The sequence below is a fragment of the Ruegeria sp. BJ6 genome, assembly GCF_056537885.1.
Map to the genome: position 1 here is coordinate 45,244 of NZ_JBQFSG010000001.1, position 13,774 is coordinate 59,017.

General features: G+C 57.2%; 11 protein-coding genes. 5 read left to right on the forward strand and 6 right to left on the reverse strand.

Annotated features, from left to right (window positions below; all coding sequences use genetic code 11):
* The first annotated feature begins 49 nt into the window (after window positions 1–49).
* The 4 genes from hemB (at window position 50) to ACR0D6_RS00235 (ending at window position 4,911) form a co-directional block, all read left to right on the forward strand.
* On the forward strand, window positions 50–1,048 hold the full coding sequence (gene hemB / locus ACR0D6_RS00220) for a porphobilinogen synthase (RefSeq protein WP_480764046.1): 999 nt from the start codon (window positions 50–52) through the stop codon (window positions 1,046–1,048).
* Window positions 1,049–1,190: 142 nt separating this feature from the next.
* Window positions 1,191–1,763: a YSC84-related protein gene (locus ACR0D6_RS00225; RefSeq protein ID WP_170650133.1), complete on the forward strand. Its 573-nt coding sequence runs from the start codon at window positions 1,191–1,193 to the stop codon at window positions 1,761–1,763.
* Window positions 1,764–1,932: 169 nt separating this feature from the next.
* Window positions 1,933–4,395, forward strand: a complete 2,463-nt coding sequence (locus ACR0D6_RS00230) for a penicillin acylase family protein (RefSeq protein ID WP_480764047.1) — start codon at window positions 1,933–1,935, stop codon at window positions 4,393–4,395.
* 120 nt (window positions 4,396–4,515) lie between these two features.
* The gene (locus ACR0D6_RS00235; RefSeq protein WP_480764048.1) at window positions 4,516–4,911 is read left to right on the forward strand and encodes a DUF1348 family protein; all 396 of its coding nucleotides are present in this window, start codon (window positions 4,516–4,518) and stop codon (window positions 4,909–4,911) included.
* A gap of 2 nt (window positions 4,912–4,913) precedes the next feature.
* Here ACR0D6_RS00235 and hflX read toward each other — a convergent pair whose 3' ends face one another.
* The 4 genes from hflX to trkA all read right to left on the reverse strand — a co-directional run bounded on the left by hflX (window position 4,914) and on the right by trkA (window position 9,468).
* Window positions 4,914–6,185 (reverse strand): GTPase HflX, encoded by a 1,272-nt coding sequence (gene hflX / locus ACR0D6_RS00240; protein WP_480764049.1) that lies wholly within the window; start codon window positions 6,183–6,185, stop codon window positions 4,914–4,916.
* Window positions 6,185–6,424: an RNA chaperone Hfq gene (gene hfq / locus ACR0D6_RS00245; protein ID WP_005982826.1), complete on the reverse strand. Its 240-nt coding sequence runs from the start codon at window positions 6,422–6,424 to the stop codon at window positions 6,185–6,187. Before hfq ends, hflX begins: the two co-directional genes overlap by 1 nt.
* Before the next feature lie 132 nt (window positions 6,425–6,556).
* A complete protein-coding gene (locus ACR0D6_RS00250; protein WP_480764050.1) occupies window positions 6,557–8,092 on the reverse strand; it encodes a TrkH family potassium uptake protein in 1,536 nt (511 codons plus the stop codon).
* A complete protein-coding gene (gene trkA / locus ACR0D6_RS00255; RefSeq protein WP_480764051.1) occupies window positions 8,092–9,468 on the reverse strand; it encodes a Trk system potassium transporter TrkA in 1,377 nt (458 codons plus the stop codon). Before trkA ends, ACR0D6_RS00250 begins: the two co-directional genes overlap by 1 nt.
* A 96-nt stretch (window positions 9,469–9,564) precedes the next feature.
* On the opposite strand from trkA, the gene ACR0D6_RS00260 reads away from it, so the two are divergent.
* Entirely contained in the window at window positions 9,565–10,044 is a 480-nt protein-coding gene (locus tag ACR0D6_RS00260) for a hypothetical protein (protein ID WP_480764052.1), read from the forward strand.
* A gap of 11 nt (window positions 10,045–10,055) precedes the next feature.
* On the opposite strand, the gene ntrX is transcribed toward ACR0D6_RS00260, so the two are convergent.
* Both ntrX and ACR0D6_RS00270 read right to left on the reverse strand, forming a co-directional pair.
* Window positions 10,056–11,465 (reverse strand): nitrogen assimilation response regulator NtrX, encoded by a 1,410-nt coding sequence (gene ntrX, locus ACR0D6_RS00265; RefSeq protein WP_170650147.1) that lies wholly within the window; start codon window positions 11,463–11,465, stop codon window positions 10,056–10,058.
* Window positions 11,462–13,747, reverse strand: coding sequence for a sensor histidine kinase NtrY-like (locus ACR0D6_RS00270; RefSeq protein ID WP_480764053.1), 2,286 nt, complete (start codon window positions 13,745–13,747; stop codon window positions 11,462–11,464). Before ACR0D6_RS00270 ends, ntrX begins: the two co-directional genes overlap by 4 nt.
* Window positions 13,748–13,774 lie beyond the last annotated feature (27 nt).

Below are 13,774 nucleotides of genomic sequence, written 5' to 3' on the forward strand. Positions count from 1 at the left end.
TGGATGAATTCATGCCACCCAATGCGCGATAGTGCAAGGAGAGCGTGCCATGAAACCCACCGTCGCCCCGTATCCTCTCGCCCGGTTCCGCCGCGCGCGCCAATCCGAGGCGGTTCGGGGGCTGGTTCGCGAGACCCAATTGTCAGTGAACGATCTGATCTGGCCTGTTTTCGTGCGCGACGGCGAAGGGATCGAAGAACCCGTGCCTTCGATGCCGGGCGTTATGCGCCGCTCTGTTGATCTGATCGCGAAAGCCGCGATCGAGGCGCAGGCCCTTGGGATTCCTGCAATATGCCTGTTTCCCTACACCGATCCGTCCCTGAAAACCGAGGACTGTGCCGAGGCGTGGAGCCCCGACAACCTGTCAAATCGTGCCATTCGGGCGATCAAGGCTGTGGCACCCGATATTGCAATCATGACCGATGTCGCGCTGGACCCGTACAATATCAATGGTCACGACGGCTATGTTGTTGACGGGGAAATCGTGAACGATGCCACGATCGAGGCCTTGGTCAAAATGACATTGGCACAGGCCGAGGCAGGTGCGGACATCATTGGTCCCTCAGACATGATGGACGGGCGGATTGGTGAAATGCGCAAGGCGCTGGAAGGTGCGGGGCACCACAATGTCATGATCCTCAGCTATGCCGCGAAATACGCCAGTGCTTTTTACGGACCGTTTCGCGATGCCGTGGGCGCATCCGGCGCGCTGACGGGCGACAAGAAGACCTATCAGATGGACCCGGCCAATTCGAACGAAGCCCTGCGCCTTATTGAACGTGACCTGACCGAAGGCGCCGATATGGTGATGATCAAACCGGGGATGCCCTATCTCGATATCTGTCGCCGGGTTAAGGACACGTTCGGAGCCCCGACATACGCCTATCAGGTCTCGGGTGAATACGCGATGATCAAAGCTGCGGCGCAGAATGGCTGGATCGATGGTGAAAAGGCGATGTTCGAAAGCCTGCTTGCTTTCAAACGGGCTGGCTGTGACGGAGTTCTGACGTATTTCGCCCCCGCAGTTGCTCGTATGCTGAACGGCTAAAACTCCAATTTCACGCAATTTTTCGCCTATTTAGGAAAGATCACAGGCAGCTTTCCCGTGACAGCGCCACCTAATCGGCGTATTCTTGCGCCCAAGACCGGGCCAACCCGGCTTAATCAGGCGTATCGACAGAGAAAGAAAAATGAGCAGTTCCCAATCTCCACGACTGACCCGTCGCGGCTTTGCTTTTGGCATGGCCGGACTGACGCTGACGGCCGCCTGCGGCAACGGCGTTGGCAACTCGAACGCAGCCACGATCGACGCGCGCGTGGATGCGACACTGAACGAAATGTACAGCCGTTACCCGAACACGATCGAAATCTCTGAAAAGGCAACCGGCCTGCTGGTGATGCCGTTGGTCACCGAGGCGGGATTTGTGTTTGGCGCGGGCTACGGGCGCGGCGCACTACGCATTCAGGGTGTTACGGTAGACTACTACTCTGCCCTGAAAGGCAGCGCCGGATTGCAGATCGGTGCCCAGCAATATGCGCACGTCCTGTTCTTTATGACCCAGGATGCGCTGAACGATTTCCGCCGGTCCAGCGGTTGGACCGCCGGTGCGGATATCGGCTATGTCGTCAGCGATCAGGGCGATTCCCTGTCCACCGACACCACGACCCTGCGCTCGCCCGTTCTGGCGGCCATATTCGGTCAGGCCGGACTGCAGATCGGTGCGACATTGGACGGCACGAAATATACTCGCATCATCCCCTAAACCGTTATTCACCACCCCCCTCTCGGCAACCCCGCCAACGGTATCTCACCTTGGCGGGGTTTATGTTTTAAGGCAGTTTTCCCAAGGTTCCCGGCCTGTTTCCCTTTCGGTTTCCTGCGCCTTCAACTAATCTTTACAAAACAAATATCCTGATGACACCGGAGAGCAGATGGGTCTTATCTTTCGCTGGCTTGTGCGGTTAGCTGCAGGTCTGGTCGCACTGGTTGTCGCCGCTATTGTGCTGATCTATTTCCTCGCCGGCCAATCCCTGCCCGAGTACAACCAGACCCTCCAGGTCGAGGGGATATCCGCACCGGTCGAAGTCGTTCGGGACAACGCCAATGTGCCTCATATTTTTGGTGAAACCGATCCGGATGTCTTTTTCGGGTTGGGTTATGCCCACGCGCAGGACCGTCTTTGGCAAATGACGGTAATGCGGCGCACCGTACAGGGGCGTCTGTCCGAAGTGTTCGGAACCCGCACCGTTTCTGTCGACAAGCTGTTGCGCCGTCTGGATCTTTACGGCCTGGCCCGGCAATCAACAGAGGTTCAGGATGATTACACCCTTGCTGCGCTCGAAGGGTACGCGGCAGGCGTCAATGCACGGCTGACTGAAATCAATGAAAAAGCACTGGGACGCGGTGCCCCTGAAATGTTTCTGTTCAATGCACCGGTCGCCCCTTGGCAGCCTGCAGACAGCATCGCGATAATCAAACTGATGGGGCTACAGCTATCCGGACATCTTCAGGAAGAGGTGCTGCGCGCGCGTACATCGCTGATGCTTGACAACCCTGCCCGTCTGGCCGACGTTCTGCCCGATGTCCCCGGAGCCGGTATTGCCGCCCTTCCGGAATACTCGGCACTGTTTCCCAATTTGCCCCGCTATGCCCAAGGCACACATGCCGCAGACAGCCCAATTGCGCCCTTCCCCCAACGCGGTCTGGCCGGTGCTTCTAACGCATGGTCTGCTGCGCCGTCACGCTCCGCAAGCGGCGGCACACTTTTGGCAAATGACCCACACCTGGGTTTCACCGCCCCCGGCACCTGGTATCTGGCGCGGCTTGAATTGGACAAGGGTGGCGTGATCGGCGCGTCAATTCCTGGTATTCCGGTGATCCTGACAGGGCGCAGTGATCGGTTGGGCTGGGGCGTGACCTCATCTTATCTGGACGATCAGGACGTTCACATCGAACAGCTGAACCCGGATAACCCTGAAGAATATCTGTCTCCGGATGGTTTCAAAAAATTCAGGTCCCGCCCGTCGATTATCGAGATCAAGGATGCGCCGCCAATCACATTGACCCTGCGCTGGACCGAAAACGGGCCGGTTCTGCCCGGCAGCCACTACGATCTTGAAACCATAACGCCACCCGGCCACGTCGCTTCACTGTCATGGACTGCACTCAGCCCAAAGGACACATCCATGACTGCGGCTATGGCCCTGATGAATGCGGACAATGTTCGTCAGGCCATTCGCGGAGCCGAAGGTTTTCTGGCACCTTCCCAAAATCTGTCCCTCGTGGACAAGACAACCATCGGGATGAAGCTGATCGGCGCGATGCCCAGCCGAAACCCTCGCCATCAAAGCAAAGGCCGCATCCCCAGCCCCGGCTGGCTGCAGGAGAATCTGTGGCAGGGTCGCCTGCCTTATTCCAAAAACCCCGAGTTCGTGGCGCCAGTCGGAGGGCTGTTGGGCAATACCAACAACAAGATCGTCGATCGCCCATTCCCAGATCATGTCTCGTTTCATTGGGGCGATACTCAGCGCGTTGAGCGGTGGGAAAAACTGATGCAATCGCGCGAAGTTCACACCCGTGACAGCTTTATCGAAGCTCAATTGGATACGGTCAGCTTCACCGCCCGCTCCCTGCTGCCATTGGTGGGGGCAGACTTGTGGTTTACCGGCGAATCCGCACCAGAAGGTACCCCCGAACGTCAACGGCAGATTGCATTGGCGCTTTTGGCCGAGTGGAACGGCGAAATGAACGAGCATTTACCGGAACCACTGATCTACGCAGCGTGGCTTCGGGCATTGCAAAACCGACTGATTGTGGACGAACTGGGGCCGCTTGCCAGTGAATATAAGCATGTCGAACCGCTGTTCATCGAACGGGTCTACCGGGATATCGATGGTGCTTCGGTCTGGTGCGATGTCATTCAAAGCGCCCCGCAGGAAACCTGTACGGACATGGCCCGACTTGCACTGGACGATGCACTGATCTGGATCACCGAAAGATACGGAAGTGCACTGGAGTCGCTTCGCTGGGGCGATGCACATCAGGCCACGCATGACCATCCGGTTTTGGGTTCAGTGCCGCTGCTGCGGTACTTTGTGAATATCCGGCAATCGACCAGCGGCGGCGACAATACCCTGCTTCGCGGGCGCACATCGGGTGAAGGTCCGGATCCGTTCCAGAATGTGCATGGTGCAGGTTACCGCGGCGTTTATGACTTTGCCGATCCCGACAGTTCGGTGTTCATCACCGCTACCGGCCAATCCGGGCATTTCCTGTCCCGTTATTATGACGATCAGGCGCAACTTTGGCGGCGCGGCGAGTATCTGCCCATGTCGCTGGATGCAAATCTCGCAAGGGCGGCTGCCGTAGGAACGACCCATCTGGTTCCCCGCTGATACAGGTCTGCCGCTTTCGCCCGTTTAGGCAAATCCCCGCCCCTTTTGCGGCACGGCGTGGACCTTCCGCCCGATTTTCGCGTACCTTTCCGGGAACGGCGCACCAAGTTGGGGGAATAGATGGGGAGCGTTCGAGATACTCTTAACAATCTGGCGCGCGACTACGCAATCGCGTGGAGTACCGGGAACGGAGAGACCGTCTCTGAGTTTTTTGAGTTGAACGGAAGCGTTTCCGTCAACCGTGGTGCCTCGCTAGAAGGGCGTGCCGCCATAGCACAAATGGTGCGGGACGTTCATGCCGAAATTCCTGATCTTGAGCTTCGGTGTGATATGCTGCGATGGGCCGGCAACCATGCAATCTTTGTGTGGACCCTAGAGGGCCATCATTTCGAAACGAACAATCACATCGTGACCCGCGGCTGGGAGGATTGGGAGTTTGGCGCAGACAACAAAATTCTGTCCGCGCAAAATTGGTACGATGCTGAGGAATACCAACGCCAGATCGAAGGTCGCTGAGGCTAAAGCGCGTAATATTGCGCTTCCTGCTTGTTGGTCCAACGAACAGTGATTTCGAAACCGTCTTCTGTCTGGGCTTCGGATCGCACGACATCCTGACGATACAGCCAGGCCCGCTTGTTCCCTTCGGCGAACCCCAGATTCAAGGTGGCTTCGTGACGGGCACCCTGCAGTTGGGCCGCAATTTCCACCAACAAGGGGTCAACGCCGTCACCGGTGATCGCCGAAATCGCAAAGATCGACGGATCGCGATCAGCACGGGCCAGCGCGGCCTCGCGCTCTTCCGGGGCCAGCAGATCAGTCTTGTTCCATACCTCAAGGCGGGCGCGATCTTCTCCGACCCCCAATGACGTAAGGATTGCCTCGACATCCTGAGCTTGCGCTTCGGTTTCCTCGTGACTGATGTCTCTGACGTGAACGATGAGGTCGGCCCCCAGAACCTCTTCCAGTGTCGCGCGAAACGCTGCCACCAGTTCCGTCGGAAGGTTCGAGATAAACCCCACCGTGTCGGACAGGATCACTTCGGGTCCATCCGGCAGCTCAACGCGCCGCATTGTCGGGTCCAGCGTGGCAAAAAGCATGTCTTTTGCCATGACCTCTGCCCCGGTCAGGCGATTGAACAGCGTGGATTTACCGGCATTGGTGTAACCGACCAGCGCAACAATCGGATATGGGATTTTGGCCCGCGCCGCGCGATGCAGCGTCCGCGTCTTGACGACCTTTTGCAGTTGTCGCCTAAGGCGCACAAGCTGCTCGTCGATTGCGCGGCGGTCCGCCTCGATCTGGGTTTCACCGGGACCGCCGACAAACCCCAACCCGCCCCTTTGACGTTCCAGGTGCGTCCAAGCCCGAACCAGCCGCGTACGCTGATAGCTGAGCGCGGCCATCTCAACCTGCAACACACCCTCGCGTGTGCGGGCGCGATCCGAAAAAATCTCGAGGATCAATCCCGTGCGGTCAAGAATTTTGACCTGCCATGCCTTTTCCAGATTGCGCTGCTGGACCGGAGAAACCGGTCCGTCAATCAGAACCAATTCAACCTTGTGGTCATGGAACTTCTGTCGCAGTTCCTCGATTTTTCCGGTGCCGAACAAATGTCCCGGCTGCGCGCGTTGCAACCGCACAATCTCTGAACCGATCACATCCAGATCGGGCAGCGCCGCCGCAAGTGCGACGGCCTCCTCCAGCGCTGGTTCGGGAACACGGCGCGTATCGTCTGACTTGATTTCGGGATGCAGCACCCAGGCGCGGGTGCGCACCCTGTCATGTTCCATCAAGAGGCGTCTTCGCCCTCATACAGGTTGATCGGCTGTGACGGCATGATGGTTGAAATCGCGTGCTTATAGACCAGCTGCGACTGTCCGTCGCGGCGCAACAATACACAGAAATTGTCGAACCAGGTGATTACACCCTGCAATTTCACGCCGTTGATCAGGAATATCGTGACCGGGACTTTTGCTTTCCGTACATTGTTCAGGAATGCGTCCTGAAGATTCTGTCTGTCCGAAGCCATATTTTTATAATCTCGCCGTTGTTCTTGCTACGCGCTGCGGACCAACGCGCTCCCTCCTGACAAGTATGGAGTGGCGCGCCAAGATATTCCAGATGAAAAAACAGATGGATGAAAGCTGTTGTTTCCGGTGTCCTAGCCCCGCCACAACGCGGGCGTTGCCAAAGCGATGATTGCAAGGGTTTCAAGACGCCCGATTACCATCGCTGCGCACAGTGTCAGTTTTGTGCTGGCGCCAAGGTCGGCCAGCCGGATTGGAACGTCTGTTGCAAGTTCGATCAGCGGTCCTGTGGTGCTTAGGCTTGCAACGCTCAGCACCATCGCCTGTTCGAATCCGACACCCTGAGCAGACAAAACAATGTTGAACAGCGCTAGTGACAGGGCAAACAGCATGAAAAAAATCCACGCTATAAACGCACCGTTTTTCTGAATGCGTCGGTGCCCGCCAGAGCCACCAACTGATGACGGATGGATCAGGCGTCCGATCTCACGTGCGCCATTCAGGTATAGCGCAAAGACCCGCAAAAGCTTGACCCCGCCCGCAGTGGTGGCAACGCCACCGCCTATCAGCGCCAAACCCATCAGGATCAGGCCGGGCGTACCAAGGCCTGACAATTGCTGTGCATCATTCCAGTGCGCGCTTTCGAAACCTGTTGTCGTCAGAAAGGACATTGCGGTCAACAACATGCCCCAGAAAACGGAAAGCGCCTGTTCCGGCTCGGGGTCGACACCAATTTCGCTGGCTGCAAACAAAATCCTGAACGACAGAATTATCGCAACGACCAGAACGATCATCAGGCCAATGCGAAATTCGGGGTCTTTGTCCAACCGCGAATACCCTCTTGTTGCGGTGTCCGCCGAAAAGGTCAAACGGGACAAAGCAAAGAACAAAAACAGGAACAGAATTGCCTCACCCGTGAAACCGGCGGACGACCCCTCCAACCCGCCAACTGGCGAGATTCCCGAAGTGGCCATGACCGACATCGCGTGGCAAATGGCGGTCAACCCTTCTTCTCCGGCGATCAAAAGCAAGATCCAAATGACAACCGTCAGCCCGATATAAACCGGCGCCAGAGTTCGCGTTACCCGCAGCAAACGCCCCCTCGGATCTACCCTCTCGCTCTGGGCAACGCCCGAAACTGGGCGACCGGGTACGCCCTGAGCAGTTACCTCGAAACCACCCAGTGACAGAGGGGCAAGAATAGCCGAGGCCGCAACCCACATCAAAAGACCGCCCATCCAACCGACCTGGGCACGCCACAAATGCAAAGGCGAAGACAGTCGCGCGGGATCGTTGAACAAGTCGGCGCCTGTGGTGGTCAGGGCACTGACCATTTCGAAATATGCATTGATGAATGTCGTGGTTCCAAGCGCGTCATGCAACGGGATAGCCAGAAACAAGGGCAAGGCCAAAAACACGCCCAGCAATACCGCCAATTGGCCAAGTGTGCCCCGCTTTGGTTGCCGGTTCATGGACGCCAAAGCGATCATCGTCATGATAATCAGACCCAAAAGTCCGGAATAGAAAAACGAGCGTGATGTCGGATGATCGTCCAATGCCAGCGCGTAGATGGCGGGAATCCACATCGATACGGAAACGATCCCCCAAATCAACAGAAACAGCGGCAACCGCCGGAATACACTCAGGTCCTGTTGCCGCGTGTGTTTCATCAGAAAAAGTCGATCGAAACCTGCATCAAGCGCTCGACCTCGGGAACATCATCGGCCATCGCAAAGATCGCTACCACGTCCTTTTCGTCAATGCGCAGGCTACCGGTGGGGCGAACCACCTCGTCACCCTTGCGGACCGCGCCGACCAATACGCCCTCGGGAAAGTCGATGTCCCGCAGTTTCTGACCGGCCATGGGAGAGGTGGAAAGAACCTCGGCCTCGATAACCTCGGCCTCGGCGTCACCAATGGAATAGACCTGACGCACGCGACCGTGACGAATGTGCCGCAAAATCGAACTCACAGTCGTGGCGCGTGGATTGATATAGGCGTCAATGCCCAGCGGCCCCATCAGAGCAACCATGCTGGGATCATTTATCAGCGCAATCGCCAGCGCACAGCCGTCCGCCTTGGCCCGTACAGCCGCCAGCATGTTGGTGCGATCATCGTCCGTGACCGCCAGCATTGCATCCGCCCGCTCAATCCCCGCTTCGCTCAGCAACGCGGAATCCAGACCGTCACCGTTCAGCACAATTGTGCGTTCCAACGCTTCGGCGGCCACTTCCGCGCATCCGCGGTCGCGCTCGATGACCTTGGCGCGCACGCGGCTTTCGCGTTCCTCCAGCGTCTTTGCCACTTCAAGACCGACATTGCCGCCACCAACGACGACTACCCGATCCTGCTTTTTTTGCGCCTTTCCGAATACTTCCATGGTTCGGTCGACATCTTTGACGTTGGTGAACACGTAGCATTCGTCGCCGACAAACAACTGATCATCCGGTTCCGGGGCAAACAGAGACCCCTCGCGGCGCACACCCACAACGATGGAACTGAGGGTCGAAAACAGGTCCGTTAACTGCCTGAGGGGCGTGTTGACGATAGGGCATTCCTCATCAACGCGAATGCCAAGCAATTGCGCCTTCCCGTCCATGAAAATCTCGGTGTCAAAGGCAGACGGAGCGGAGAGGCGACGCATCGCAGCGGCGGCCACCTCGCGCTCGGGGCTGATCACTACATCAATCGGAAGATGGTCGCGGCGATACAGGTCCGAGTGAATGGCTTCGAGGTATGACTTTGAACGCAGACGCGCAATCTTGCGCTGAATCGAAAAGACCGAATGCGCCATCTGGCAGGTAACCATGTTCACTTCGTCAGAATGGGTCGCGGCAATGATCATATCCGCGTCTCGCGCCCCTGCCCGATCCAGAACATCCGGGTAACTGGCAAAACCTGCAATCCCCTGAACGTCCAGAGTCTCGGTCGCCCGGCGCACCAGGTCCGGATTGTTGTCGACCACAGTGACGTCGTTCAGCTCACCCGACAGGTGCCGCGCGATCTGCCAGCCAACCTGACCGGCGCCGCAAATGATGACCTTCATGCTTCTGGCCCTTCTGCCTGAGAGTTTTGAATGACAGATGCCCTAAGGACGGTCAATTGATTTGTCATGGCCAACCGCCTGAGGCAAGATAACTGTATGAAAACAATACTTCGTCTTATTCTGCCCGTTGTTTTGCTGTCATCCTGCGGCTCGCTTTCCCTCTATTACCGCGAGGGGCAAACAGTTTCGCGCATGCAAACCGAAACGACTGCCTGTCAGGTAAAGGCCTTGAAAGAGGCCCCGGTGGCGAACCAGATCCGCCAATCCGCACCGGTCTATTGGCCGGGGACGAGGCGTTGCGACAGTCAGGGGCGCTGCTATACGACACCCGGCTGGTGGCAACCCGGGCGAATTTATTCAGTCGATGTAAATCAGAGCCTTCGCAACCAGATCGAGGCACAATGTATGGTCGGCAAAGGCTATCGCTCGGTAACACTGCCACCGTGCAAACAAAGCGTGAAGGCACAGGTGGCACCAGCCCGAACCACCACCCTGCCGCCACTGAGTGGTGCGTCCTGTTTCAGGAAGTTCGACGATGGCTCATTCCAGATCGTCACCCCCGGACAGGCGGGGTGATGTCCGGCGGATTATTCCGCCGGCTCATGCTCGTCGACATGCGCAACACGTGCGCCAGATTTGTTTGATGTCACAACACCCAGCGACTTAAGCTTGCGATGCAGCGCGCTGCGCTCCATGCCGACAAAACTGGCGGTTCGACTGATGTTGCCCCCAAAGCGATTGATCTGAGTCAGCAGGTACTCGCGCTCAAAGGCTTCCCGCGCTTCGCGCAACGGCAGGGTCGCCAGCGCACCGGACAGGACAACGCGGCCATCCTCTTCGGCTTTGTCCTCTTCGTTCGGCAATTCGCGGGCCTCAATGGGACCCGTACTTTCACCAAGGATCAGAACGCGTTCGACCAGGTTCTTCAACTGACGCACGTTGCCGGGCCAGGCCATGGTCTGAAGGAGGGCCACCGCCTCCTCCGACAGTTCCCGCACTGGTAGCCCCTGAGCTTCGTTGTGCATTTCAATGAAGTGCTGAGCCAGAACCGGAATATCTTCGCGCCGCTCCTCCAGAGAGGGGATCGGGATCGGAACAACGTTCAAACGATGATACAGTTCCTCGCGGAACCGCTCGGCTGCAATTTCAGCATCAAGATCCTTGTTGGTCGAAGAAATGACGCGCAGGTCCACTCTGACCTTGTCAGTACCGCCAACCCTTTGGAACTGCTGGTCGACCAGCACCCGAAGGATTTTGGATTGCGTTCCAAGCGGCATGTCTGCAACTTCGTCAAAAAAGACAATGCCGCCGTGGGCCTCTTCCAAAAGGCCGGGTTCGACACCCCGTTCTGTTGTTTCCCTGCCGAACAGAACCTCTTCCATTCGCTCTGGCTCGACACCCGCACAGTTGACAGTAACAAAGGGCGCATTGGCCCTGTTGGAATGGGCGTGGATGTAACGCGCCGCAATTTCCTTGCCCGATCCGGCGGGACCGCGCAGCATGACGCGGCCATTGGATTTGGTAACCTTGTCCAACTGGCCCTGCATCGCACGGAAGGATGCAGATTTTCCGATCATGTCCGAGCTGCTGACCTCTTTGCGCTTGAGTGCAGCGTTCTCGCGGCGCAGGCGCGAGGTTTCCATCGCGCGCCTGATAACAACCATCAACTGGTCAATGTTGAACGGCTTTTCGATAAAGTCGTAGGCGCCCTGCTTGATGGCTGCCACGGCGATCTCGATATTGCCGTGACCAGAAATGATAACGACCGGAACGTCCGGATTGTCGCGTTTGACAGCCTTTAGAATATCGATGCCATCCATCCGGCTGTCCTTCAGCCAGATGTCCAGAATCAACAATCCCGGCGGCTCGGCGTTGATTGCGGCCATGCAATCGTCGGAATTTCCGGCCAGCCGGGTGGAAAAGCCTTCGTCCTTAAGAATGTCGGACACCAGTTCACGAATATCGCGCTCGTCATCTACGATCAGAATGTCGCTCATGTTGGGCCTGCTTTCATTTTGGTTTTAATTGCCTGCTTTGCTGGCGCTTCAGCGGCGGTCGAATTAACCCCCGGCAAACGGATCACGGCCATTGCGCCAAAATGGTTCTGTCCGTCAAATACCGGTGCGTCCTCCAACGTCAACGCACCGCCATGTTCTTCGATAATCTTCTTCACAATCGGCAACCCAAGTCCGGTGCCTTCGTCGCGTGTGGTGACATAAGGTTCAAACAGCCGGGCACGATCTTCCGGCAATCCGATCCCGTTATCTGCAATGGTGATCAGCGTATCACCGGATTCTTCCATTACCCGCACTTCGATCCGGGGCTTCAGATTTTCCGGCGCCCCTTTTTTCTTCAGTGTTTCAATTGCTTCACCAGCGTTCTTGATAAGGTTGGTCAGCGCTTGATTCAGCATCGTGGCATCCAGATCGCCCAGCATCGGCTGATCGGGCAGATATGCGTCAATCTGAACATCAGGCTGACCGGCCTGCTGCAATAGCACGGCCTCGCGTACCAACTCGACAACATCTTCTTCATGACGGTCGGGTTCGGGCATCCGTGCGAACTTGGAAAACTCGTCAACGATGCGGCGCAAATCATTCGTCTGGCGCACGATGACATCCGTCATCGATTCAAGGCTATCGCAATCCGCCTCATCCAGTTTCTTCGCAAACTTGCGCTTGATCCTCTCTGCGCTCAACTGGATAGGCGTAAGCGGGTTCTTGATCTCATGCGCAATACGCCGCGCTACATCCCCCCATGCCGCCATGCGCTGTGCACTGACAAGGTCGGTCACATCGTCGAAGGCCACCACGTACCCTTCAAGGCCGCCATCCTCACCGCGACGTGTGGCCATACGCACCAACAGATTTTCCAGCTGCCCCTTGCGCGTTACTTTAACCTCGCCCTGCACGGCCTCCTGATTGCTTCCCATCAGGCTGTCGAACAGGGGCAGGAATTCGGGTACGGCAATCCCAAGCGCCAGACTTTGCTCTCCTCCCGACCAGTCCAACAGGCGCTCGGCCGAGCGGTTCACAAACGTGACGCACCCATCGGGATCAACGCCGACGACGCCCGAAGTTACCGAGCTCAACACTGAATCAAAAAGACGGCGGCGGCGCTCGATCTGGCGTGTATTTTCCAGCAAAGTGTCCCTTTGACCTTTGAGTTGCCGGGTCATCTGGTTGAAATACCGGCCCAGCATCGCGATCTCGTCGTCACTGGCTTCTTCGATGACCTGAACATCCAGATCACCCGCGCCGACACGCTGCGCCGCGGTCGTTAGACGCCCGACTGGACGGGACAGACGCTCGGCAAACCACATTGCCAGCGACACGGCAGCCAGGATCAGAATGACCGCAAAACCCAGATATAGCAGGCCGAACTCGAACAGCACCCTGCCCCGTTCACTTTCCAGCTGCTGATAGAACTGAGCGGTTTCCTTGGTATCATCCAGCAGCGTCAGAAGCTCTCCGTCGACTTCACGGCTGACATACAGATAGCGGTCCAAATACGCCCTAAGCGGTACCAGCGCGCGAAATTCACTGTTCGCCCAGTCGTCAATGATCAGAATACCGGCGTCTTCGGCGTCCACGATCTGTTGTGGCGTGGGACGCTCAAAGTTGAACAAGTAGGACCGGTCGCCACGAGACTGAATCTCACCGCTGCCATCAATGACATATGCCTCTCTCAGACCGCGCTGAATCTGACCCTGTCCCTGCGCCAAAACCTCGCGCAGTTCCGCATCCGTGATGTAAAAATTCAACGACCGCGCATTGTCCAAAAAGCGCGCCAAAACCGTTGCATCCTGCATCAGCCCTTGGCGGTGCTCATGTTCATAAGCTTCAGCCGCGGTCAGTGAAGAGCCGACGACCTGCCTTACACGATCCGAAAACCACCCTTCGAGGCCAATATTCACCGTCAGCCCAGCGAAGATCGCGACCGTCACCGTCGGAACCAGCGCCAACAGCGTAAATGCGCCAATCAGGCGCAAATGCAGTCTTGAACCAGCCGATTTTGCCCGTCGCGCGGCAACCAGACTTGCCAACTGGCTGAGTACAAGCGCCGCAACAACCAGCACATAAACCAGATCTGCGAGAAGAATCAGCCTGAGTGTCGGAGCCGTAGCACCCAGATCGAAAGGCCCAATGATCAGATAGGTTGCCAGAGTTAAAATCGGCCCAAGAACAACAAGCCCTAAGGTGCCGAAATTCCTCAGCCTTCGGGACTTGCGCCACCGATTGATCGATAGGATCGGCCCGTTCTGTGCCCGGGTTGCCACCGTCTGCCCTCATCCTGATGTGTCGCC